The organism is Aureimonas sp. SA4125 (assembly GCF_019973775.1).
Taxonomy (GTDB): domain Bacteria; phylum Pseudomonadota; class Alphaproteobacteria; order Rhizobiales; family Rhizobiaceae; genus Plantimonas.
On the sequence record NZ_AP025032.1, the window covers coordinates 2,573,592 to 2,597,252 of the forward strand.

25 protein-coding genes and 1 tRNA gene are annotated in these 23,661 nt (G+C 65.9%); 20 read left to right on the plus strand and 6 right to left on the minus strand.

The window, feature by feature from the left end:
• Window positions 1–19 precede the first annotated feature (19 nt).
• The 3 genes from Sa4125_RS11975 to Sa4125_RS11985 all read left to right on the plus strand — a co-directional run bounded on the left by Sa4125_RS11975 (window position 20) and on the right by Sa4125_RS11985 (window position 2,536).
• Window positions 20–1,228, plus strand: a complete 1,209-nt coding sequence (locus tag Sa4125_RS11975; RefSeq protein WP_223998301.1) for an IS256 family transposase — start codon at window positions 20–22, stop codon at window positions 1,226–1,228.
• Window positions 1,229–1,363: 135 nt separating this feature from the next.
• Complete coding sequence (locus Sa4125_RS11980; protein WP_223998302.1) at window positions 1,364–1,942, plus strand: GMC family oxidoreductase; 579 nt, start codon at window positions 1,364–1,366, stop codon at window positions 1,940–1,942.
• Window positions 1,943–2,460: 518 nt separating this feature from the next.
• Window positions 2,461–2,536 (plus strand) — tRNA-Thr (locus Sa4125_RS11985).
• A gap of 346 nt (window positions 2,537–2,882) precedes the next feature.
• On the opposite strand, the gene Sa4125_RS11990 is transcribed toward Sa4125_RS11985, so the two are convergent.
• From Sa4125_RS11990 to Sa4125_RS12010, 5 genes are all read right to left on the minus strand, one after another.
• Window positions 2,883–3,659, minus strand: a complete 777-nt coding sequence (locus Sa4125_RS11990) for a glutamine amidotransferase (protein ID WP_223998303.1) — start codon at window positions 3,657–3,659, stop codon at window positions 2,883–2,885.
• Window positions 3,660–3,773: 114 nt separating this feature from the next.
• A complete protein-coding gene (locus tag Sa4125_RS11995) occupies window positions 3,774–4,607 on the minus strand; it encodes an ABC transporter permease (protein ID WP_223998304.1) in 834 nt (277 codons plus the stop codon).
• Entirely contained in the window at window positions 4,597–5,409 is an 813-nt protein-coding gene (locus Sa4125_RS12000) for an ABC transporter ATP-binding protein (protein WP_223998305.1), read from the minus strand. Before Sa4125_RS12000 ends, Sa4125_RS11995 begins: the two co-directional genes overlap by 11 nt.
• Window positions 5,406–6,113, minus strand: a complete 708-nt coding sequence (locus Sa4125_RS12005; RefSeq protein ID WP_223998306.1) for a M24 family metallopeptidase — start codon at window positions 6,111–6,113, stop codon at window positions 5,406–5,408. Before Sa4125_RS12005 ends, Sa4125_RS12000 begins: the two co-directional genes overlap by 4 nt.
• Window positions 6,114–6,121: 8 nt before the next feature.
• Window positions 6,122–7,111 carry an ABC transporter substrate-binding protein gene (locus tag Sa4125_RS12010; protein WP_223998307.1) on the minus strand — a complete coding sequence of 330 codons (990 nt, stop codon included), beginning with the start codon at window positions 7,109–7,111 and terminating at the stop codon, window positions 6,122–6,124.
• 231 nt (window positions 7,112–7,342) lie between these two features.
• On the opposite strand from Sa4125_RS12010, the gene Sa4125_RS12015 reads away from it, so the two are divergent.
• From Sa4125_RS12015 to Sa4125_RS12070, 12 genes are all read left to right on the plus strand, one after another.
• Complete coding sequence (locus Sa4125_RS12015) at window positions 7,343–8,215, plus strand: nitrilase family protein (RefSeq protein ID WP_223998308.1); 873 nt, start codon at window positions 7,343–7,345, stop codon at window positions 8,213–8,215.
• Window positions 8,216–8,279: 64 nt separating this feature from the next.
• Entirely contained in the window at window positions 8,280–8,879 is a 600-nt protein-coding gene (locus tag Sa4125_RS12020) for a cupin domain-containing protein (RefSeq protein ID WP_223998309.1), read from the plus strand.
• 130 nt (window positions 8,880–9,009) lie between these two features.
• Window positions 9,010–9,948 (plus strand): substrate-binding domain-containing protein, encoded by a 939-nt coding sequence (locus Sa4125_RS12025; RefSeq protein WP_223998310.1) that lies wholly within the window; start codon window positions 9,010–9,012, stop codon window positions 9,946–9,948.
• 112 nt (window positions 9,949–10,060) lie between these two features.
• Window positions 10,061–10,852, plus strand: a complete 792-nt coding sequence (locus Sa4125_RS12030; protein ID WP_223998311.1) for an ATP-binding cassette domain-containing protein — start codon at window positions 10,061–10,063, stop codon at window positions 10,850–10,852.
• Window positions 10,853–10,887: 35 nt separating this feature from the next.
• The gene (locus tag Sa4125_RS12035; protein ID WP_224007768.1) at window positions 10,888–11,883 is read left to right on the plus strand and encodes an ABC transporter permease; all 996 of its coding nucleotides are present in this window, start codon (window positions 10,888–10,890) and stop codon (window positions 11,881–11,883) included.
• Window positions 11,883–12,965 (plus strand): phosphotriesterase-related protein, encoded by a 1,083-nt coding sequence (locus Sa4125_RS12040; protein WP_223998312.1) that lies wholly within the window; start codon window positions 11,883–11,885, stop codon window positions 12,963–12,965. Before Sa4125_RS12035 ends, Sa4125_RS12040 begins: the two co-directional genes overlap by 1 nt.
• Entirely contained in the window at window positions 12,962–13,912 is a 951-nt protein-coding gene (locus tag Sa4125_RS12045) for a ribokinase (protein ID WP_223998313.1), read from the plus strand. The genes Sa4125_RS12040 and Sa4125_RS12045 overlap by 4 nt, the downstream gene beginning before the upstream one ends.
• A gap of 13 nt (window positions 13,913–13,925) precedes the next feature.
• Window positions 13,926–14,768 (plus strand): BtpA/SgcQ family protein, encoded by an 843-nt coding sequence (locus tag Sa4125_RS12050; protein ID WP_223998314.1) that lies wholly within the window; start codon window positions 13,926–13,928, stop codon window positions 14,766–14,768.
• A gap of 647 nt (window positions 14,769–15,415) precedes the next feature.
• Entirely contained in the window at window positions 15,416–16,282 is an 867-nt protein-coding gene (locus tag Sa4125_RS12055) for a transporter substrate-binding domain-containing protein (RefSeq protein WP_223998315.1), read from the plus strand.
• 39 nt (window positions 16,283–16,321) lie between these two features.
• Complete coding sequence (locus tag Sa4125_RS12060) at window positions 16,322–16,966, plus strand: amino acid ABC transporter permease (protein WP_223998316.1); 645 nt, start codon at window positions 16,322–16,324, stop codon at window positions 16,964–16,966.
• Window positions 16,963–17,616, plus strand: coding sequence for an amino acid ABC transporter permease (locus Sa4125_RS12065; protein ID WP_223998317.1), 654 nt, complete (start codon window positions 16,963–16,965; stop codon window positions 17,614–17,616). Before Sa4125_RS12060 ends, Sa4125_RS12065 begins: the two co-directional genes overlap by 4 nt.
• Before the next feature lie 10 nt (window positions 17,617–17,626).
• Window positions 17,627–18,412, plus strand: coding sequence for an amino acid ABC transporter ATP-binding protein (locus tag Sa4125_RS12070; RefSeq protein ID WP_223998318.1), 786 nt, complete (start codon window positions 17,627–17,629; stop codon window positions 18,410–18,412).
• Window positions 18,413–18,463: 51 nt separating this feature from the next.
• On the opposite strand, the gene Sa4125_RS12075 is transcribed toward Sa4125_RS12070, so the two are convergent.
• Window positions 18,464–19,399 (minus strand): LysR family transcriptional regulator, encoded by a 936-nt coding sequence (locus Sa4125_RS12075; protein ID WP_223998319.1) that lies wholly within the window; start codon window positions 19,397–19,399, stop codon window positions 18,464–18,466.
• Between the two features lie 118 nt (window positions 19,400–19,517).
• On the opposite strand from Sa4125_RS12075, the gene Sa4125_RS12080 reads away from it, so the two are divergent.
• The 5 genes from Sa4125_RS12080 to Sa4125_RS12100 are packed head-to-tail and all read left to right on the plus strand — an operon-like array spanning window position 19,518 to window position 23,658.
• Window positions 19,518–20,516 (plus strand): ABC transporter substrate-binding protein, encoded by a 999-nt coding sequence (locus tag Sa4125_RS12080; protein WP_223998320.1) that lies wholly within the window; start codon window positions 19,518–19,520, stop codon window positions 20,514–20,516.
• A gap of 31 nt (window positions 20,517–20,547) precedes the next feature.
• A complete protein-coding gene (locus Sa4125_RS12085) occupies window positions 20,548–21,420 on the plus strand; it encodes an ABC transporter permease (RefSeq protein ID WP_223998321.1) in 873 nt (290 codons plus the stop codon).
• Window positions 21,420–22,196 carry an ABC transporter ATP-binding protein gene (locus Sa4125_RS12090; protein ID WP_223998322.1) on the plus strand — a complete coding sequence of 259 codons (777 nt, stop codon included), beginning with the start codon at window positions 21,420–21,422 and terminating at the stop codon, window positions 22,194–22,196. Before Sa4125_RS12085 ends, Sa4125_RS12090 begins: the two co-directional genes overlap by 1 nt.
• A complete protein-coding gene (locus Sa4125_RS12095; protein WP_223998323.1) occupies window positions 22,193–22,954 on the plus strand; it encodes an SDR family oxidoreductase in 762 nt (253 codons plus the stop codon). Before Sa4125_RS12090 ends, Sa4125_RS12095 begins: the two co-directional genes overlap by 4 nt.
• Window positions 22,948–23,658: an SDR family oxidoreductase gene (locus tag Sa4125_RS12100; RefSeq protein WP_223998324.1), complete on the plus strand. Its 711-nt coding sequence runs from the start codon at window positions 22,948–22,950 to the stop codon at window positions 23,656–23,658. Before Sa4125_RS12095 ends, Sa4125_RS12100 begins: the two co-directional genes overlap by 7 nt.
• The last annotated feature ends 3 nt before the right edge of the window (window positions 23,659–23,661 follow it).

The window sequence follows — 23,661 nt, forward strand, 5'->3', positions numbered from 1 at the left end:
AACCTGACCGGAGAACCCGATGACCGAGGACAGACTACCGCTTGCCGAGCTTTTTGCGAAAGCCGGGGACGGCGATTTCCTGAGAACGATAGCCGAGAGCGTGATGCAGCTCCTTATGGAGGTCGACGTTGAAGGCATGATCGGCGCCGGGCGCCACGAACGGACGCAGGAACGGGCGACTTATCGCAATGGCTACCGCGACCGCTCGCTCGACACGCGGCTCGGCTCGTTGCAGCTTCGGATACCCAAGCTTCGGCAGGGCAGCTACTTCCCGCCGTTCCTGGAGCCGAGAAAGCTCTCGGAGAAGGCCTTGGTTGCCGTCATTCAGGAAGCTTGGATCAGCGGCGTTTCCACCCGGCGGGTCGACGATCTGGTACAGGCCATGGGGCTGTCGGGGATCGGCAAGAGCACCGTATCGAAGCTGTGCAAAGACATCGACGAACGCGTCGGCGGCTTCCTCGACCGTCCTCTCACTGGCGACTGGCCCTACCTCTGGCTGGATGCGACCTACCTGAAGCAGCGCGAGGGTGGACGCATCGTTTCGGTCGCCGCCATAATCGCCGTGGCCGTGAACACGGACGGCAAGCGCGAGATCGTCGGCCTTCACATCGGCCCCTCGGAAGCGGAGACGTTTTGGTCGAGCTTCCTCAAGAGCCTCGTGCGCCGCGGCCTGTCCGGCGTGAAGCTCGTGATCTCGGATGCTCACGAAGGGCTGAAAGCCGCCATTCGCCGGGTGTTCAGCGCCTCCTGGCAGCGCTGCCGGGTGCATTGGATGCGCAACGCCCTGTCGTATGTCCCGAAGGCGCAGCAGAGCATGGCGGCGGCCGCGCTGCGCCAAGCCTTCGCCCAGCCCGATCGTGCTAGCGCCAGCCAGGCGCTGCGCCACGTCGCCGACCAGCTTCGGGGAAAGTGTCCAAAGCTCGGGGCCTTCATCGACAACAGCGAGACCGACGTGCTGGCGCACATGGATTTTCCCAGTCAGCACCGGACCCGGATCCATTCGACGAATTCCCTGGAGCGCCTGAACAAGGAGGTGAAGCGGCGTGCCGACGTCGTCGGAATCTTCCCGAACGAGGGATCCATCATCCGGCTCATCGGCGCCGTCCTTCTCGAGGCCAACGACGAATGGCAGATCCAGAACCGCTACATGCAGACCGAACCCATGGCCGACCTCATGGCCATGGGCAACACTGCAAAACCCGAACAGATTTCCACCGAAGTCGCCTGAAACGGAGCCGCTTCAGCTACACTCAATTTCCACCACGTTGACGGACACGACCTTCAGGACCACCTGCTCGGCGCCGGGAACCTCTATGCGGCACGCAAGCCTGTCCCCCCGTCACGCCTCCAGCATTCCGAATCGATGGCCTATATGCGCGCCGGCGACTTTGCGGCCACCGGGCAGCCGGAAATCGTCGTTGGCTGCGGCGTCGCTCCGATCGTGTCCGAACGCTTCCAGGCGCCTGCCGCCGGCGCGGCGTACTCGCTGCTGTTCGGGATTACGCATCCAACGAGCCGCGGCAGTCTGCGCATCAGCGGCCCCGAGCTTGGCGATCCCCTGATCATCGACCCGGCCTATCTGCAAACCAGCCGCGACCGCGCCCTGTTTCGCCAGGCGCTCGAGGCCGCGCGCACGATCGGCCATCATGACGAACTCAACGACTGGCGCGAACGTGAACTCCTGCCGGGCAGGCTGAACAGCGCAGCCGAGGTCGACGACTTCGTCGCGCAGTCAGTCATCACCCACCATCATCCCTGCGGCACCTGCAGAATGGGCAAGGACGCGAACGCCGTCGTCGACGCCGATCTGCGGCTCATAGCGCTCGACAATCTTTTTGTCGTGGACGCATCCATCATGCCAAGCCTAACCGCGGGGCCCATTCACGCTGCCGTGCTGGTGATCGCAGAGACGTTCGCCCGGACGATGAACGCCGAAAGCTGATTGTCGCTGGAGAGCGGACCCGTGAAGCGGGTTGCCCGCGATAAAGACGGGCTCAAGGCGGAATATGACGCCTTCGCCACGCTGCCCTGCACCGAGGACAAGGGGTTCGATCTCAAGGCGCGGGCCCGTGCTTCCATCCCGTTATACGAGTCGCTGAACCCCAGGCCCGAGCGCTCTGGCGCCCACACGAGACCTGAAAAGGGTGGCGAACCTCCACCACCACATGGGCGCCCGATGAGCGTCGATCCGCAAACGGGCCGGACTGCCCAATGTACGAAACATGATCTGCGCCATTCGTTTGCCTCCCGGCAAAACAGCGCGGAGTGCCCGAAACAACCATCATGAGCCTCATCAGGCACTCGACACACAGCATGGTTAGGCGCTATTCACGCGACGGCCACGAGTCACTGCGTTCGACCATGAAGACCATGACCGGAAACACAGTTTCGAACACACCGCCAACTGACAACGACGGCGGCTGATGAAAAAGACCGGGATTTCAATCCCTTAAGAGGTAGGCCGGCTTAGCTCAGTTGGTAGAGCACCTGATTTGTAATCAGGGGGTCGCGGGTTCGAGCCCTGCAGCCGGCACCACTCCTACACCCGATCCGGTCGGGCACAGCCTGGCCGAAGCGGTTGCCGGCTCATGGTTGGTGGGTCGATACAGATCGCGGATCGGAGGGGACTCGTGACCCTGACCGGCGCGGCAACGCTTCCCGTTTTCCGTCGCCGATCATCGCCGGAGTTCCGGGCCGATCGCGAGCGTCAAGCATCCCTTCGAATGGGACCCGTTCGATGGGCCTGCACGAAAAACGCCCGTCGAACCGGCTGGAGCCCCCGGCCGCCAGCCAACAGCCCGCGACCTGCCCGGCTTGGAGCCGCGATATGGTCGCTTCCGGCCCGTCGGGAACAGCCGACCTATCTTGATACTCGCCTCGGATCACGAGAGGCGGGTGACCCAGCCGAGCGCGTTCTTCCAGAGTTTTGCGTAACCCGGCCATTCGACGAAGGTATTCGGCAGCCAGTGCGGGCCGATGTCCGAGGTCCAGACGAGGGTCCGGCCCTTGCCGAACTCGCCGGTGACCAGCAGCGGGTGTCCGCCTTCCGATTCCGGCAAGGTCGCCAGCACCTCGATGCCGGGCTCTTCCTTCAGCACGACCTCGTTGGCGCCGAGCAGCAGCGGCCAGGCGCCGTCGATACCGCTGAGCAAAGGATGCGTCGCCGGGCCGGTGATGGCGGGGATGAAGCCTTCCGGGATCTCCAGTCGGTCGTCATAGCTGAGGCAGGAAACCGGCAGCGCCTCCTCGACGGGCGTGCGCCGCCAGCGCGCCTTGCCGTCGATGCCCTGGAAGGAGAAGTAGCCGCCCATCATCATCAGGCCGCCGCCGGCGCGCGTCCATTCGCGGATCAGCTTCAGCCGGTTCGGCATCGGCTTGCCCTGCATCCAGACCTCCTGCGGCAGGAGAAAGGTGTTGGTGCCGATGTCCGAGAGAATGATGGCCGAATACTGCGACAGGCCTTCCATGTCGTAGGGAAACTCGCCGGCCGCGGCATGCGCGGTCATGTAGGTCAGCTCGAACTCGCTGTCCTTCAACACCGCCACCAGCGGTTCGGCACCGAGGTGGAAGGTGACGCTGCCGAACTGATCGAAGCCCTTGTAGTGGACCGCCGAACTCGTCCAGCTTTCGCCGACGAGAAGCACTTTCTTCCTGGCCATATCTCTTTCTTTCGCTCCGGCGCTCGCGGCCGAGGGGGACAGAATCATGATGCTCGAACATTGGGATCGTCGACGCCACGGACGCCGGCGAGGCATTCTCCACCGATAGACGGTCTAGGCATGGTGAACTCCCGGCGGGTCGCGCCAGTAGGTCCGCGACCATCGCCGCGCCTTTGTGCCCGACTTCCACGGGGTGAGGCCATATTCGGCGAGCACCACCAGAAGGAAACTCGCCACACCGAGCAGCGCCAGAAAGGCGATGGCGGAAAAGGTCCCGGCGGTATTCAGCCGCGAGTTGGCTTGCAGGAGATAGGCGCCGAGACCGCCGCTGGTCGAGGCGGTCCACTCGGCGATGACGGCACCGGTGACGCTGAACGTCGCCGAGAGCTTCAGCGCGGAGAACAGCGGGGTGTAGGTCGCCGGCAGCTTCACGTGCCGGAAGGTCGACCAGGCCGAGGCGCCCATCGAGCGCACGAGATTCAGGACGTCGCGGTCGACCGAGGCGAGGCCGTCGAGAACGTTCACCACCACCGGGAAGAACACCACCAGCGCGACGATGACCAGCTTCGGCGCCAGGCCGAAGCCGAGCCAGATCGTCAGCGCCGCCGAGATCGCGACCACCGGCACCGCCTGGCTGGCGATCAGCACGGGATAGAGAATGCCGCGCGTCGTCTTCGAGGCGTCCATCAGGACGGCGAAGATGAAGCCCGCCCCAGCGCCGCAGACAAAGCCCAGGATGAACTCGATGAAGGTGATGCGGAAGCCGTCGAACAGCGTGCGCCAGTCGCCCTTGATGTGCTCCCACACCTGCATCGGCGATGGCATGACATAGCGCGGGATCTCGTAGAACGAGACCGCGAGCGCCCAGCCGAGGATGACGATGATCAGCGCCGCCACCGGATAGAGAATCTGCACCGCCATGCGAAGCGCCGAACCGTCACGCCCCATCGGGGACCTCCCCCGAAGCGTCGGAATAGATCAGATCGAGAATGCGCGCCTTCAGCGCGATGAACGCCGCGCTGGTGAGCGAGGACATCGGCCGCGGCCGAGCGATCGGAACGGGCAGGATCCCGCGGATGCGGCCCGGCCGCGGGCTCATCACCACGACGCGGTCGGCGAGCAGGATCGCCTCGTCGATGTCGTGCGTGACGAAGACGATGGTGCGCTTCTGCTCGGCCCAGATGCCGAGCAGCCATTGCTGCATCGACAGCCGCGTCTGCGAATCCAGCGCGCCGAACGGCTCGTCGAGCAGCATGACGTCGCGGTGCATGGCGAGCGTGCGCATGAGGGCGACGCGCTGGCGCATGCCGCCCGAGAGTGCCGCGGGATAGTGGTTGATGAAGTCGCCAAGCCCGTAGCGCCGCGCCAGCGCCACGCCCTCCGCCCGCTGCGCGCGGCTCGCGCCGCCCTTCAGGAGGGCGCCGAGGACGATGTTGTCGATGACGCTGCGCCACGGCAGCAGCAGGTCCTTCTGGAGCATGTAGCCGACATGGCCGGAGCCGCCGGTGACGTCGCGTCCGTCGATCAGCACATGGCCGGAGGTCGGCGCCAGCACGCCGGCGACGATGTTGAACATGGTCGACTTGCCGCAGCCGGACGGGCCGACCACGGAGACGAACTCGCCCGCCGCCACGTCGAGATCGGTCGAAGCCAGCGCCTGCGTCTCGCCGAAACGCTGCGAGATGCCCTGCAGCACCAGTTTCGGCTTCGGCCCGCCGGCGCCCGAGGCAGAGGATCCTCCGACGATCACAGGACGGTGCAGTCGCTGCGGCCGAACCAGACGAGATCCTCGACCTTCACGGCGATGCCACCGCGCTCGGCGAAGGGCTCGATGGCCCAGGCGCCCCACATCGGCGTGTCGTTGGATGCGTCGATGAAATTGTGGAGATAGGCTGCGCCGGGCGTCAGCGAATGGCCGATATTGGCAAGGAGGTCGAGGAGCACGAAGCCTTCCGCCACCAGCCTCGCGTGGCACAGGCCGAACAGCTCGCTCGCCGGCATGCCCGGTCGGCATTGGGCCAACACCTCGTAGTGCAGCGTTTCGAGATCGTGCAGCGCCGATGCGGCTTCCGGGAAGTCGCCGATCACCTTGCAGCGCGTGCAGTCCCCCCAAAACCCGTCGGGCGTAATCGGATGGACGTCGACCATCACGACGTCCCGCTCCGCCGCCGTCAGCGCCGTCGGCGGATGCGTCGGAAAGCAGATCCTGGCATTCTCGCCGAGGCCGACATTGGTGATCGTCCAGACATGCTCGACGCCGTGCCCGGCCATCTCGGCCGAGATCGCCAGCTCCACCTGCCGCTCGCTGACACCGGGCGCCGCCGCGGCAAGGCCCACGGCAGCGGCGGCCTTGGCGACCGCCTGCGCCTTGACGAGACCAGGCGGCGGTCCATCGCTCACATCCGGTCCCGGCCGGTAGGTCCAGGCCGGGACGATCCGTTTCGCTTGGTTCATGCTGGCCGTCACTCGGCGATATAGGCGTTGGTGTAGTAGGCCGAGGGCTCGAGCGGCGCCTTGACGACGTCGAACTTCTTCAGCGCCGCGAGCAGCGAGACCCAGTCGGCATCGTTCGACGTCATCATGTCGGCACTGGCCTCGCCGAACAGCGGGATGGTGTCCTTCCACTGCTGCGCGATGAATTTCGGATCATAGGCGTTCGAATAGAGCGCGGTAAACGCGGCGATCCCCTCGTCGGGATGGGCCATGGCATAGTCGATGCTCTTGCGGGTGGCGCGCAGGAAGGCCTTGGCCATCTCGGGATTGGCCTTCAACCAGTCGTCATTGGCCGCGATCATGAAGATCGGCGTGTCCGGCACGCCATGGTCCTTGGCGGCGAGGAAGGATGCCTTCTGGTTGCCGAGCACCGCCATGCCGGTGCCCTCGGCATTGGTGATGCCGGTGATCGCGTCGACCTTCTTCTGCAACAGCAACGGCACGGTGTCGTCGGCGGCGGCAACGGTCTGCACGTCGGCCATGGTCAACCCGCCATCGGCCAGCATCATGGTCAGCTGCGCGGTGGTCCAGGCGTCGTTGTAGATGCCGATGGTCTTGCCCTTCAGCTCCGGCACGGTCAGCGGCACGCCCTCGGGGCTGAGGATGCCCCAGTTGTTGCCGCGGCCGTAGCGCGCGATCGCCGTCACCGGCGCCTGCTGTTCCCTGGCGAAGATCACGTCCATCACCGTGGTGAAGGCGACCTGCGCGCGGCCGGTGCCGAGGAACTTCGTGGTGTCGGCGACGGTCGGCGGGGTGACGATCTCGAGCTCGATGCCCTCCTCGGCATAGAAGCCCTTGGCACTGCCGAGGATCCACGGCACCCAGAAGCCGTCCGGCACCGGCCATTCCTGGATGTAGGTGAGCTTGGTCAGTTCCTTGGCGGAGACCGGGCCGGCGAGAACGCCGAAGGCGGCGACGGCGGCCAGCGCCGAGGTGAAGGTCCGACGGGTCAGTCTCATGGCGGGGATCCTACGTGCCGAGGAGGGATTTCTCCGCGAAGACTGGACCGCGCGGAAGACCGGTGTCAACTGACTTGCAGAAAAATCAAGCGACTTGCAAAGCGCTCAAGTTTTAGTCAGTCTTCGCGTGGGCGGCACGGAACTGCATCGGGGGATCTCCCCGCTTTGCATTCCACGTGCCAAATGTGAGGCGTCGCGGATCCGAGGCGATGCCGCGAAGAGGAGAGTTCGATGCCGAAGCCCGAAGCCGAGGTGACCGTCGCCGTCATCCAGATGGAGCCGGTGTTCGGCGAGACCGCCCGCAATGTCGCGCACTCCATCGCGATGATCGAGAAGGCAGCCGGCCAGGGCGGGCAGCTCATGGTGCTGCCGGAGCTCTGCAATACCGGCTATGTCTTCGCCAGCCGTGCGGAGGCGATGGCCCTGGCGGAGGATATTCCGTCCGGCCCGTCGACGCAGGCCTGGATGGAGGTGGCCGCGCGGCTGAACCTCCACATCGTCGCCGGCATCACCGAGCGCGCCGGCGACCTCCTCTACAATTCGGCCGTCATCGTCGGTCCGGAAGGGCTGATCGGCCGCTTCCGCAAGATGCATCTCTGGGCCGACGAGGCACTGTTCTTCACCCCCGGCGATCTCGGCTTCCCGGTCTTCGATACCGCCATCGGCCGGATCGGCTGCCACATCTGCTACGACTGCTGGTTCCCGGAGAGCTTTCGGCTTGCCGCTCTGCAAGGGGCGGAAATCGTCTGCGTTCCGACCAACTGGGTGCCGATCCCGGGCCAGGATCCGAAGCGCGAGGCGATGGCCAACATCCTCGTCATGGCCGCCGCCCATTCCAACTCGGTCTTCGTCGCCGCTGCAGACCGCGTCGGCACCGAACGCGGCCAGCCCTTCATTGGCCAGAGCCTGATTGCCAGCTATACCGGCTGGCCGGTCGCCGGCCCCGCGAGCCCGACCGACGAGGAAATCCTGCTGGCGACCGTCAACCTCGCCGACGCCCGTCGCAAGCGAAACTGGAACGCCTTCAACCAGGTATTGCGCGACCGACGCACTGACAGCTACGCAGAAATGCTCGGCAGCGACCATAGGCCCGGCTGGTACTGACACCGCCGTTGCAGCTGTCGCAGTCTGGAGCGTCGAGACCGGAAGCAAGCGTGAAATGAAATCGATGCAGAGACGGTCCATGGCTCCGGCAGATGATTTGGCGACCGCTGCCCGTCTGGGGGTACGGATGAAGCTTGCCCGGCAGATGCGTGGCATGACCTTGAAGGCCGTCGCCGATGCGGCAGGCTGCTCGGAAAGTCTTCTTTCGAAGATCGAGAACGGCAAGGCTTCGCCGTCGCTGCCCATGCTGCACAAGGTGGTGCAGGTCCTGGAAACCAATATCGGCTGGATGTTCGAAGAGGTGGACGGCGAGGAAGGCATCATCTTCCGCGCCGGAGCCCGTCCGCTGATCGCGCTCGACCCGCTCCGTCGCGGCGAGGGAATCTCGCTCGAACGCGTGATCCCCTACTCCCCGGGTCATATGCTCCAGTGCAATATCCACCACGTCGACGCCGATGGGGCGAGCGCCGGGCCGATCCAGCACTCCGGCGAGGAAGTGGGCTACCTCATTGCCGGCGAGATCGAGCTGATCGTCGACGAAAAGACCTACAAGCTCTCCCCCGGAGACAGTTTCGTTTTCCGTTCCGAACTGCCGCACCATTATCGCAATGTCGGCACCGAGCGGGCCAGCATCTTCTGGGTCAACACGCCGCCCACATTCTGAGCAGCAGGGCGGATGCCGGAAATCTGCTCAGGTGCATTGACTCAAATTCAAGGATCTTGAATTCTCACCCTACAGGCCGACGCTGATCGCAGGGGCGACAGGAGTGGCTGGCAATCAACGGGGACCCGACATGCGCCTGACCCAGATGCTCTCCCGCGGCATCGCCGCCGCCGCAATCCTCGCCGCCATGACGGCCGCTGCCGACGCCGCGACCTATGCGCTTGTCACCATCAACCAGCAGGCGCTGTTCTTCAACCAGATCAACGACGGCGCCCAGAAGGCGGCCGACGCCGCCGGCGCCGAACTGGTGATCTTCAATGCGAACAACGTTCCCGCCGCGCAGAACGACGCCATCGAAACATACATCACCCAGAAGGTCGACGGCATCATCCTCGTCGCCATCGACGTCAACGGCGTCAAGCCGGCGATCACCGCCGCCAAGGCGGCCGGCATTCCCGTCATCGCCATCGACGCCCAGATCCCCGACGGCGACAACATCTCCTTCATCGGTGTCGACAACACCAAGGCCGGCGAGGACATCGGCAAGCACTATGCCGAATACGTCAAGGCCAACATGTCCGGCACCGCCAAGGTCGGCATCATCGGCGCGCTGAACTCCTTTATCCAGAACCAGCGGCTCGACGGCTTCAAGAAGGCCGTCACCGACAGCGGCCTCGCCGTCACGGTGACCGACACCGTCGACGGCCAGAACGTTCAGGACGTGGCCTTGGGCGCTGCCGAAAACCTGATGACCGCCAATCCCGATATGACGACGATCTACGCCACCGGCGAACCGCAGTTGATTGGCGCCGTCTCGGCGGTCGAGAGCCAGGGTCGCCAGAGCGACGTGAAGGTCTTTGGCTGGGACCTCACCGCCCAGGCGGTGAAGGGCATCGACGAAGGCTGGGTCGCCGCCGTCGTGCAGCAGGACCCTGCCGGCGAAGGGCAGGCCGCCGTCGAGGCGCTGGTCAAGCTCGGCAAGGGCGAGACGATCGAGCCGATCATCAACATTCCCATCACCATCGTCACCAAGGAGAACGTCGACCAGTTCCGAGGCATGTTCAAATAGGCAGCGGCCTCTCCCGGCAAGCCTCTCCCGGCAAGCCTGCCCCGGCAAGCCTGCCAATGACGCGTCATTCGGACTTCCGCCCGGATGACGCCCGACATGACGGAGCCAAGCGATGGAAGACCGATACCGGGTCAAGATGACCGGCGTCTCGAAGCGCTATGGGCCGATCCAGACGCTCGACAACGTCTCCTTGAACCTGAAGGCCGGCGAAGTTCTCGGTCTCGTCGGCGACAACGGCGCCGGCAAGTCGACGCTGTCGAAGGTGCTCTCCGGCGCGGTCGTTCCCGACTCGGGGACGATCGAGATCGACGGTGATACCGTCTCCTTCGCGTCACCCGCCGATGCGCGCGAAAAGCACGTCGAGATGGTCTACCAGGACCTCTCGCTCTGCGACACGGTGGACGTCGCCGGCAACATCTTCCTCGGCCGTGAGCCGAAGCGGCGCATCCTCGGCCTGCCCTTCCTCGACAAGCCGCGCATGCACGCGAACTCCCGTGCCATGCTGGAAAAGCTCGGCATCGACATCGCCGACACCCGGCTGAAGGTCGAAAACCTCTCCGGTGGCCAGCGCCAGTCGATCGCCATCGGCCGCGCCGCCTCGTTCGATCCCGCCGTGCTGATCATGGACGAGCCGACCGCGGCGCTCGCCGTCGCCGAGGTGGAGGCGGTGCTGGACCTGATCCGCGCCGTCAGCGCCCGCGGCGTCAGCGTCATTCTCATCACCCACCGCCTGCAGGACCTCTTCCTCGTCTGCGATCGCATCCAGGTAATGTACGAGGGTCGCAACGTCGCCGAGCGGTTGATCGGCGAGACCAGCATCGAGGAGGTGGTGAACCTCATCGTCGGCCGCAAATTCGCCGCGCGCTCCGCGGGCCGCGCCGAGCCCGCCGGGGTCCTGCCATGACCGCCGCGTCGACGCCCTCCGGCGAGAACGCCCCGATGCATGCCCATGGCGGTCCGGCGCGCGTGCGTCAGGCGACATGGCAGGACTGGTTCATGGCGAACGGCAGTGTCGCCTCGATCGCCATCTTCTTCATCGTCGTCTGCCTGCTGTTCACCTTCCTCACCGATGCCTTCCTGACGGCGCCGAACCTCCTCAACGTCATCCGACAGTCGGCGCCGCTTCTGATCGTCGCTGCGGCCATGACGCTGGTGATCACCACGGGCGGCATCGATCTCTCCGTCGGGTCGGTGCTGGCCCTTGTCTGCGCGCTGTCGGCCACGCTGCTGCAACTGGGCGTGCCCTGGCCCGCGGTGATCCTCGCCATGCTGGCGCTGGGCGCCGTCATCGGCGCGATCCAGGGATTCTTCATCGCCTATGAGGGAATTCCGTCCTTCATCGTCACGCTCGCGGGCCTGTCGGTCATCCGCGGCGTCGCCCTGCTCATCACCGGCGGCTATTCGATCCCGATCGAGCCGACCAGCGCCTTTGTCTATATCGGCCGCGCCTGGCTGTTCGGCGTGCCCTTCCCTGCCCTCATCGCCCTTGTCGTGCTGGTGGTCGCCTATCTCACCTTCAACGAGACCCGCTTCGGTCGATACATCACCGGTATCGGCGCCAATGCCGAGGCGGTGCGCCGCGCTGGCGTCGACACGCGGCGAACCATGTTGATGGTCTACATGATCTCGTCGAGCGCGGCGGCCCTGGCGGGCATCATCCTCGCTGGCCGGCTTGGCTCGGGATCGTCGAATTCCGGCCAGGGCTTCGAGCTCGAGGTGATCGCCGCCGTCGTCCTGGGCGGCACCAGCCTGTTCGGCGGCCGCGGCACCATCATCGGAACCGTTCTCGGCGCCCTGACCGTGGCCGTCATCGCCAACGGCCTGATCCTCGCCCACATGTCGCCCTTCCTGACGCCGATCGTCACCGGCTGCATCATCCTCGTCGCGATCTGGCTGAATTTTCGCCTGTTCCGCGGCGCCGTGCGGAGGCGCTGATGGCCCTCGACTATACCGACCGCCCCCCCGCGCCAGCAGGTGTCGGGATCTCGACCGGGCACGTCATGACCGTGCTCGGCCCGATCCCCGTCGCCGAGATGGGGGTGACGCTGATGCACGAGCACATCCTGATCGACGGCACGAAATCCTGGGCCTGCCCCTGCCATCCCGACCTCGCCGCCATCGCCGAGCAGCCCGTGTCGATCGAGATCATCGGCGAGCTCCGGATGAACCCCTACCTCAACCGCGACAATGTCAGCCTCGACGACAGCGACCTCGCGCTGACAGAATTGCGAATGTTCCAGAAGCTCGGCGGCCATACCGTGGTCGATCCCACGAACATCGGCATCGGCCGCGACCCCACGAAGCTCGCCCGCATCGCGCGCATGTCGGGCCTGAAGATCGTCATGGGCTCGGGCTTCTACCTCGAACACACCCATCCGGACTGGCTGAAGGCGATGGACGTCGACGATGTCACCGAATTCCTGGTGAACGACGTCGGTGGGGGCAAGGAGAAGCCGGCCGTCGTCGCCGGGATTATCGGCGAGGTCGGCGTCAGCAAGGATTTCACCGACGAGGAGCGCAAGTCGCTGCGCGCCTCGGCACGCGCCTCCGCCCTGACCGGCGTGCCGCTGTCGATCCACCTGCCCGGCTGGGAACGGCTGGCACACGAGGTGCTGGACATCGTCGAGTCCGAGGGCGCCGATCTCCGGCACACCGTGCTCTGCCACATGAATCCGAGCCACGACGATCTGCCGTACCAGAAGGCGCTGGCCGAGCGCGGCGCGTTCCTGGAATACGACATGATCGGCATGGACTACTACTATGCAGACGCCGACTCGCAGTCGCCCTCCGACGAGGAGAACGCGCGGGCGATCCGCAGCCTCGTCGATATGGGACTGGCCGACCGGGTGCTTCTGTCGCAGGACGTTTTCCTGAAGATGATGCTCACCCGCTTCGGCGGCTTCGGCTATGCCTACATTCTCCGCCACTTCGTGCCGCGGCTGCTGCGCCACGGCGTCGACCAGGCGACGATCGACCGGATGATGACGGACAACCCGCGCTCGGTCTTTTCGGCATGACCGTCCATGTCGTCGGCAATGTGTGCATCGACACCACCTTCCAGCTTCCACGCTTTCCGCGGCCGGGCGAGACCCTGAACGCCAGCGGCGTCTCCGACGGGCTGGGCGGCAAGGGCGCCAACCAGGCGGTCGCGGCATCGCGCACCGGCGCAAACCTGAAACTGTGGACCGCCGTCGGCCGCGACGAGACCGCGCGGCGCATCGTGGAGATGCTCGCTGCGGAGGGTCTCGACGTCTCCGGCCTGGCACGTCTCTCAGAGGCGAGCGACCGTTCGTCGATCTTCGTCGATGCGGCGGGCGAGAACGTCATCGTCAGCGCCGTGCCCTGCGCCATCGCTTTCGACCCGCGCGTCGATACCGACCTCGATGGCGAGATCGCCGCTGGCGACGTCGTCGTCATGCAGGGCAATCTCGGACCCTCCGTCACCCGCAACTGCCTCGCCTTCGCCAGATCCAGGGGCGCGACGACCGTGGTCAACGCCAGCCCCCTGCCCGAGGGCGGCGGCATGGACCTTGACGACATCGACGTCCTGATCGTCAACGCCGTGGAAGCAAATCTGCTGACCGGCTGCGACACGCCCCAGAACGGCGCCCGTGCGCTGCTCGGGCGCGGGCCGCGCCATGTGCTGCTGACCCTCGGCGCCGACGGGGCAATCGTCGCAGAAGCGGGACAGACCGATTTTGTCCGCATCCTCGCCCCTGCCGTCGTCGTGGTCGATACGTCGGGGGCCGGTGATGTTCTTTGCGGTGTGGTGGCCGGCCTCATCGCCCTTGGCGAGAACGTCGAAGGCGCGGCCAGGATTGCGGCCCGGGCCGCGTCGCTGGCAGTGACACGGCCGGGCACGCTCGCCTCCTGCCCCAGCGCGGCCGAGATCGCTGCGCTGCGGACGGCAATGGCCGGACATTTCCCCACGGCGAACACCGCCGTCCTTCGCGCAACGAACTGAAACGGATACTTCCATGAACACCTCCACCAAGCCGATCGGCCAGGCCGGCGGCGATGCCATCCAGTCGATTTTCGGCCGCACGAAGGTGGTGATCGGTGTCGTCCACCTTGCGGCTCTGCCGGGAGCCCCCCGACACGACGGCGAGACGGTAGAGGCGATCTACCGGCGCGGCCTCGACGACGCCCGCGCCTATCTCGCCGGCGGCTGTGACGGGGTAATTGTCGAGAACCACGGCGACGTACCCTTCGCCAAGCCCGACGACATCGGCCACGAGACATCGGCGCATATGGCCGTCGTCGCCGACCGCATCCGGCGCGAGCTCGGCCGGCCGATCGGCGTCAACGTGCTCGCCAACGCCGCAATCCCCGCGCTCGCCGTCGCGAGCGCTGCCGGCGCCAGCTTCATCCGTGTCAACCAATGGGCCAACGCCTACATCGCCAACGAGGGCTTCATCGAGGGCGAGGCGGCCCGCGCCATGCGCTACCGCGCCCATCTCCGGGCCAAGGGCATCAAAATCTTCGCTGACGCGCATGTGAAACACGGCGCCCATGCGATCGTCGCCGACCGGCCGGTCGAGGAGCAGGTCAAGGACCTCGTCTTCTTCGACGCCGACGCCATCATCGCCACCGGCCAGCGCACCGGCCATGCCGCGGATCTCGGCTACATCAGGACGATCAAGGAGGCCGCTGGCCTGCCGACGCTCGTCGGCAGCGGCGTGACGCCTGATAACGTCAACGACATCCTCGGCATCGTCGACGGCGTCATCGTTGCGAGTTCGCTGAAGTATGACGGCGTCTGGTGGAACCAGGTCGAACCTGCCCGCGTCACGGCTTTCATCGACGGCATCAGGCGGTGACTTGCGCCGCGATCGCGCGGCCCATTCCCTGCGAAGGAGCGACCCGTTCGCATTTGGCGCGGCACAGGTCGGCGGCGTCGATCGCCAGGCGTTGACGCGAGGTGACAGCGGTCTCCGGCGCTGTCGGTGGAGCATCCCTTTGTCGTGGCGTCCACGGTGACGCTGAACGCGGCGGCGAAACACTTCGGTCGCCGCATGAGGCGCGACGACGGCCCCGAACCGGCTTTTGCCCCGATGTCCGGCGGGCAGCCGCGTTCCTCGCCGCACGAGTCCTCACAGCGGGTCTCGAGAATGTCGAGCTTCCTGGAACGGGGGACGTCTGCGAGGACAAGCTTCGGACAGCGCATCGCCGGCCGCGGGATGTCTGGCCGAGTTTCGACGCCGATCGGCGATGCGAGCAGGGATGAGCCTGTTCCGCCCATAATTCTGCCGAGACGCCTAACCCGTGCGCAATTCTCGGCGGCGGTCCCGTGACGCCGACCCTCGTGCCGGGACGGAATTCCTGTCGGACCGGAGAACGGCAGTTCGCGACGGCGGCGATCCGAACCTGGCACGGCATTTGCTGAGCACAGCAGCGACTGGCTCGCTCATCGACGATCCAATCGCGCTCTACCCCATCGCCTCCGAACCGCTCAAAGGAATTCTGCATGTGTTTCGACCGTGACTTCCGCCGTCTTCCGGGCCTTCTCACGCGGCGACTGGCCGTCTGTGCGCTGGCGCTGGCGCCGCTGGTGCTCGCCGGCCTCCCGGTGCAGCCTGCCCGCGCTGCGGACCTTGATGCGATCAAGGCGGCCGGCACGATGAACGTGGCGACCGAAGACGACTTCCATCCCTTCGAATTCATCGAGGACGGCAAGCCCGCAGGCTATGACAACGAGCTTCTCGCGCTCGTCCAGGCCGAGGCCCCCTTCAAGATCAATCAGGAAATCATTCCCTGGGCGGGCATCCTGCCGGGCGTCACCACCGGCAAGTACGACATGGCCGTCACCGCCGTTCTGGTGAACGACGAACGCAAGCAGTCGCTCGCCTTCGCCAGTCCGATCGCCGAATCCACCAGCTTCTACGCCGTTCGCAAGGACGAGGACGGCATCAAGTCCGGCACCGACCTCAGCGGCAAAACCGTCGGCGTCCAGTCCGGAAGCGCAATGCTGAAGCACCTGCAGACTTTTGACGCCAAGCTGAAGGCCGAGGGCGGGGCTGGAGTCAAAGAGATCATCGAGTATCCGAGCTATCCCGAGGCCTATCAGGATCTCGCCATCGGCCGCACCGATGCCGTGGTCAACACACGCATCAACCTGCAGTCGCTGGTGAACTCGAAGCCGGACGTCTTCGCCATCGGCGAGGCGATCTCCGAACCTGTCTACATCGCCTGGGCCACGGCCAAGGGCAATGACAAGCTGGTCGAGTACATCGACTCCGTGCTGCTCGGCCTGCGCAAGAACGGCAAGATGTACGAACTGCAGAACAAATGGTTCGGCACCAGCTTCGAAAACATGGCCGAGACGGTCCAGTAGAACTGGCTTGCAGCAGCCGGACCGGCACGGGAACGACGCATGACCTGGTACGACGTCTACAGCATCTGCCAGGGAGCGCTGTTCACCGTGTCGATCTCGCTGGCCAGCATCGTGCTCGGCCTGCCGCTCGGCCTCGGCCTGGCGCTGGTCCGCTGGTCCCGCCTGCCGGTGCTGAATTATCTCGTCATCGGCTATGTCAGCGTCATCCGGGCCTCGCCCTCGGTGACGCTGGCGCTGCTGATCTTCTTTGCGCTTCCCAGCTTCGGCCTGTCGCTCAGTCCGATCGCCGCGGGCATCATCACCCTGACGCTGAGTACCGCTGCCTTTAACGCCGAAATCTGGCGCGGCGCGCTGCTGGCCTTTCCCAAAGACCAGCTGGAGTCGGCCGCCGCCTTCGGAATGAGGCGAGGACAGCGCTTTCGCCGCATCGTCTTCCCGCAGATCGTCCATGCCGCCCTGCCCGCCCTCGTCAATGAGATGACGCTGCAGGTGAAGAGCAGCCCCGCCGTCGCCGTTCTCGGGATCGTCGAGATCACGCGGGCGGCCACGCGCGTCGGGGCACGGACCTACGATCCACTGCCGCCGATCCTTGTCGCCGCCGTCCTCTACAGCTTGATCGTCTTCGTCTTCGTCAGCCTGCAGCGCCGGATCGAGCGCCGTCGCGGCACGGGAGCCCCGGCATGAGCGGCATCGACATCGTCTGGGAGCACCGCGACGTCCTCTTGGCAGGTTTCGGGAACACGCTGCTGCTGTTCTCGGTGGCCGCCCTCGCATCGCTGGGGCTCGGCGCCGTCCTGACGATGGCCCTCATGGCGCGCAGCCGCCTCGCCCGGCGCCTTGCCACCCTCTATGTCGACAGCATGCGCTGCATGCCCTTCCTATTGTTCGCGTATCTGCTGTATTTCGGCCTGCCGAGCTTGGGTATCCGGATGAACAACTGGACCTCCGGCCTCGTCGCCCTGATCCTCTACAACACCGCCTACATGGCCGAACTGCTGCGCGCTGCGTGGAGCAGCCTCCCGAAGGACAACATCGAGGCGGGCCAGGCCTTCGGCTTCCACGGCTGGCGACTGGTGCGGCACATCATCCTGCCGCAGGTCTTCTTCGCCGCCGCGCCGATGATTGGCAACCAGACCATCCAGATCGTCAAGGACAGCGCCTTCCTGACGATCATCGCCGTCTCCGAGCTCACCCATGCCGCGATGGCGATCCAGACCACCTACTTCGTACCCTTCGCCTCCTTCGTGGCGGCGATCCTGTTCTACTGGGCCACCTGCATGGTGATCGAGCTCGGCGTCGCCCTCGTCGGCCGCCGCGCCCTTGTCAGACGCTGAGGAATTTTCGATGACCCTGCCCGTGCCCGACGAGGCGCCGATCGTTCTGGCCACCAACGGCCTCGGCAAGCGCTTCGGCGAAAATACCGTGCTGACCGATATCAGCCTGACCGTGCGCAAGGGTGAGACCGTGTGCCTGCTGGGACCGTCCGGCTCGGGCAAGTCCACGCTGCTGCGCTGCATGAACTGGCTGGAACAGCCGGACTCCGGCACCGTGGTGCTTTCCGGGCAGAGGATCGGCGTGCGCCCCGGCGGAAACGTCGCCATGAACGATCAGGAGATGGCCGCCGTTCGCACCCGCATCGGCATGGTATTCCAGCATTTTGCGCTCTGGCCGCACCTCACCGTCCTGCAGAACGTCATGGAAGCGCCGGTCAACGTGCAACGGCGCGATCGCGCCACCGTGCGCCACGAAGCGGAAAGGCTGCTCGATCGTGTCGGCATCGCCGACAAGGGCGACCAGTATCCGGCGCGGCTGTCGGGCGGACAAAAGCAGCGCGTCGGCATTGCCCGGGCCCTTGCGATGAAGCCCGAACTGCTGCTGTTTGACGAGCCGACCAGCGCCCTCGATCCCGAGCTCGTGGGAGAAGTGCTGGCGGTGATGAAGGATCTGGCCAACGAGGGCATGACCATGGTCGTCGTCACTCACGAAATGGCCTTTGCGCGCGAGGTCGCCAGCCGCGTCATCTTTCTGGACCACGGCCGCATCGTCGAATCTGCCCCGCCGGAAGACTTCTTCACGCAGCCGAAAACGGATCGTGCCCGGCAGTTCCTGCTGCGATACTCGGCTCAGTAATCCTCGATCGCCGCGACCCCGCGGCGCCGGGCTGACGAACACGTTCCACGCTCAGGCGTCCGCGGCGGCCTCGCCAACCACTCCGCCCTCGCGGCCCGCAGCCTGCCGGCAGATCTCCTCGACGAAGGCCGCGATCGGCGGCGTCCGGTCGCCGATGCGGGTGGCGACGAAATGCTGCGAGGAAAAATTGTAGCGCGTCGGCTTGACCCGTCGCATCTCGCCGCGACCGACCCAATGGTCGCCGATGTGCAGAGGCAGGAAGCCGATGAAGCTGCCGGACAGGATCATCATCACCTGGGCCTCCATCTGCATGACAGTGCCTTCCGGACGGGGGTGATGCGCGCGGTAGAGATCGTCGAAATGCAGGTAGCCGCGCACGCTGAAGGCAACCGCCTCGATCTCCTGCGCGCTGATCACCTCGTCGGGCCGAGCAAACAGCGGATGCGCCTTGCCGCAATAGAGCCCGTGCGGTTCGCGAAAGATCGGCCGATAGGCAAGTCCGGTGATCTTTTGCGACATGGGGCCGATGACGACGTCGCGCTCGCCGTCGGCCACCGCGCGCTCCAGCCCGAGCGGCGTCGACAGCGCCAGATCGAGAAAGACATCGGGCGCATAGATGCGGAACCGGCCGATGGCGGTCTGCAGGCCCAGTTCCGGCGAGGTGACGACGCCGTCGACGATGCCGATCCTCAGACGCCCGGAAAGGCGCTGGCTCTCCTTGCCGATACGGGCCTGGAAACTCTCAATGTCGGCAAAGAGGATTTTGGCCGCGGCATAGGTCGCCTTGCCGAAGTCCGTCAGCCGGAAGCCGCGCCGGCCCCGCTCGCAGAGACTGGCACCAAGCTTCTTTTCCAGCGCGGCGATGTGGGTCGAGAGCGTCGACTGGCTGAGGTTCAGCTGGATCTGCGCATCGTTGAAGCTGCCGGCCTCAGCCAGCGCGACAAAAATCCGGATCAGCCGCAGGTCGATATTGTCCAGTCGCCGCATAAAGACCCCCTCACCCGATACATCGATACTTTTGGATGTGATCTTCGATTAAATTCGATTCCTGTCGATGTGACAATGACCAATAGTCTCTGGGATCAGCTCTTGGAGGACCGCCCGCATGACCAGGCTTCGCCCGCTTCTTCTCGCCGGTACCATTGTCGTCGGCGCCCTCGCCGCGTTGCCATCACGCGCCGCGGCAGAAGACGTCATCCGGGCCCTGGCGCCGACCTGGCCGGGGTTTGCGCCCGTCTTCGTCGCCATGGACAAGGGCTACTTCAAGGACCTCGGCCTCGAGGTCGAGTTCAGCTTCGAGGACGACCGGGCCAATGTCCTGGCCGCGATGGCGCGCGGCGACATCGAGGTCGACATGCGCACCGTCGGCGAGCATCAGGGTCGGCCCCGCGTCGACTCGACGCCCGGCATCATCATCGGCACGATCGACAAGTCGGTGGGTGGCGACGGCGTGATTGCCGATGGCTCGATCACCGCGGTCGCCGACCTGAAGGGCAAGACCGTCGCCGTGGAGCCGAACATCCCTGCCCGTCTGCTGCTGCAACTGGCGCTGAAGAAGGACGGCTTGTCGCTTTCCGATCTGAAGGTGGTCGAGATCGCCACGGCCGACACCGTCGCGATCTTCGCCGACTCGTCGATTTCGGCGATCGGCAGCTACGAGCCGTTCATGTCGCAGGCAATCACCAACATGCCCGACCGCAAGGGCAAACTGCTGGTCTCGTCGAAGGACTCCGACATCATCGTCGATGTGATCACCGCCCGTGAGGACGATCTGGCGGCCAATCCGCAGAAATACGCCAACTTCCTCACCGGCATCTACAAGGCTGTGGCGCTCTACGAAAGCGACCCGGATGCCTTCATCGCGCTCGCGGCCCCGCACTACAATCTGAGCGAGGCCGAGGTGAAGGGCATCCTCGATACCAGCCTCGGCTACACCAACCTTGCCGAAGCCAGGACGCTGATCGGCACGAAGGACAAGCCCGGCACGCTGACTCCGATCTTCGACACGGTGATGGAGCTCAATGTCGAGAACGGGGCTGCCGAGGCACCGCTCGAAGCGGCCAAGGAAATCGATCCGTCGGCCCTGGCGCTGGTCCGGGAATGACCGGCGTCCCCTCTGCCGGATCCCGCCGCTCATGAGGGACGACACCAAGCGCGAAACGGCGGCACTCGTCGTGCCGGCCGGTCTCGACGCGGCGCCGGCGCCCGTCGATCGCCGGGCATCACCGCGGCCAAGCCGCTTCGGCTTTCGCGCCGCGCTCTCCCGCCCCGCGGAACTGGGTTTCGCCCTCGCCGGCAGCGTCGGTACCCTTGTCCTCTGGGAGGCCATCGTCCGCCTCGGCCTCGCCAACGCCGTCTTCTTTCCCGCGCCCTCGACGGTCGCCGCCGCCATGGCGCGGATGATCGCGGGCCAGGATCTCCTGTGGCATGCCGGGATATCGACGCTGCGGGTGTGGTCGGCCTTTCTTCTCGCCGCCCTGATGGCGATCCCGATCGGCATCCTGATGTCGAGCTACCGGGTCGTCGGTGCGGCCTTGGAGCCGATCGTCGACTTCATCCGCTACCTGCCGGTGCCGGCCCTTGTTCCGCTGTCGATCATCTGGTTCGGGGTCGGCGAGGGCACCAAGATCTTCCTGCTCTGGCTCGGCACTTTCTTCCAGCTGGTGCTGCTCGTCGCGGACGACATGCGGCGCGTGCCGCAGGAATACATCGAGATCACCCAGACGCTCGGCGCCAAGCCCCGCCAGATTCTGCGCGACGTCGCGTTCCGCGCCATGCTGCCCAATCTCGTCGACAATCTGCGCGTGACGCTGGGCTGGTGCTGGACCTATCTCATCATCGCCGAGATTGTCGCCGCCTCCAGCGGCATCGGCTTCGTCATCTGGACGGCGCGGCGCTACATGAAGACGCCCGAGGTCATGGCCGGTGTCGTCCTCATCGGGATCATCGGCCTTCTCTCCGACCAGTTGCTGCGTGCCCTGCACCGCCGCATGTTCCGGTATCTCTGATGACCCTCCCCTATCTGTCCTTCGAGAAAGTGACGAAGCGCTTCGAGGCGCTCGATGTCGTGGCGACGCCCTTCGACCTCACGGTCGAGCGTGACGAATTCGTCGCCTTTCTCGGCCCCTCCGGCTGCGGCAAGACCACGCTGATGCGCATGGTGGGCGGGCTCGACACGCCGTCGAGCGGCCGGATCTGCCTCGAGGGCACGCCCGTCGGTCCGCCCGACCGGCGGCGGGGCATGGTGTTCCAGTCCTATTCTTCCTTTCCCTGGCTCACCGTGGCGGAGAACGTGGCCTTCGGCATGCGCTATCGCACCGATTTGTCCGAGGAGGAAAAGCTCGGCCGCCGCGACCACTATCTCGATCTCGTCGGCCTCTACGAATTTTCCGACGCCTATCCCGCGCGCGTGTCCGGCGGCATGCGCCAGCGCATCGCGATTGCCCGCACGCTCGCCGCCGGCTCCGACGTGCTTTTGATGGACGAGCCCTTCGGGGCGCTCGACGCACAGCGGCGCGAGGGCCTGCAGGTGCAGTTGCGCAAGATCCAGCGGCGCGATGCCAAGACGGTGATCTTCGTCACCCACGATGTCGAGGAGGCGGTGTTTCTCGCCGACCGCGTCATCGTCTTTTCCAAGCGCCCGGCGCGCCTCGTCGCCGACGTCGACATCACCGCCCGCCTCGGCCCCGAGCGCCCTCTCGAGCTGCGCGACGGCGCCGACTTCTTCAGCCTCAGGGGCGAAATCCTGCAGATGCTGCGTCAGGCAGCCGGAGACGACGCATGAGCCTCACCCTCGATTTTTCCGGTCGCACGGTGCTCGTGACCGGCGCCAGTCGCGGCATTGGCCTCGGCATCGCTCGGGGCTTTGCCGAGGCAGGAGCAATGTTGCACCTGGCGGCGGAGACCGACGCGGTCTTTGCCGCCGCGGAAACGATTGGTGCGACGGCGCACCGGGTCGACATCACCGACAACGCCGCTGTCGTCGCCATGATGACGGCGATCGGCGGCCTGGACGTCCTGGTCAACAATGCCGGGCTGGAGCTGATGACGCCGCTCGACGACGAGAGCGCCGAAAACGAGACGGCAGTCCGGCGCATCACGGAGATCAATGTCGCCGGCACGTTCCTCGTCACCCGCGCGGCCGTTCCGCACCTGTCCGCCGGCAGCGCCGTCGTCAACACCGCCTCCGTCTGGGGCCGCACCGCCGAGCCGCTGTTCGGCGCCTATGTCGCGTCGAAGCACGCCGTCATCGGCCTGACCAAGACCTTCGCGCGGGAACTCGGGCCGCGCGGCATCCGCGTCAACGCCGTCTGCCCCGGCTGGGTCAGGACCGAGGCCTCGATGCGCTCGCTCGGGCGCATGGCCGCCCGCAGTGGCCGTTCCGAGGAATCGCTCCTGGCCGAGATCATCGGCGCCCAGGCCCTGCCCGGCCTGATGGAGCCGGCCGACATGATCGGCCCCTATCTCTTCCTGGCATCCGATCTTGCCGCCAACATCACCGGCCAGAGCCTTTCGGCCGATCGCGGAGAAGCGCCATGGTGAATGCGTTTTCCGGCGTGCGCGTGCTCGTCACCGGTGCCGCCTCGGGGATCGGCCATGCCGCCTTCCTCGCCTTCCGCGACGCCGGCGCGCGGGTGATCGGGCTTGACATCAACCCCGTCCCGCAAGCCGAATCCGAATGGATCGGGCTCGACCTCCGGAACGAGGCGTCGATCGTTGCCGCCGTCGGCGAGGCAGGGCAGCGTCTTGGCGGCTTCGATGTCCTCGTCAACTGCGCCGGCATCCAGATCGATGGCGGCATCCGCGATCTCGACATCGCCGGCGTCGACGCGATGATGGCCGTCAACCTCCGCGCGCCGATGCTGGTGACGCGCGAGGCGCTGAAGCGCATGCAGGCCGGGGCCCGCATCGTCAACATTGCCTCGGAGCTCGCCTATCTCGGCCGCGGCGGTTCGTCCGGCTACTGCGCGACGAAGGCCGGCATCCTGTCCCTGACCCGGTCCTGGGCGCGGGAGCTCGCGCCGGGCATCCTCGTCAACGCCGTGGCCCCCGGTCCGATCGACACGCCGCTGCTCGGCTTCGACCGGATGGATGCCGCCATGCAAGCGCTGGAAACCGACAACCCGCTGCGCCGGGTCGGCCGGCCGGAGGAAGTGGCGCGGGCCATTCTCTTCCTCGCGTCTCCGGGGACGAGCTTCACCACGGGCCAGTGCCTCAGCGTCGACGGCGGCGCCGCCATGCACTGAACC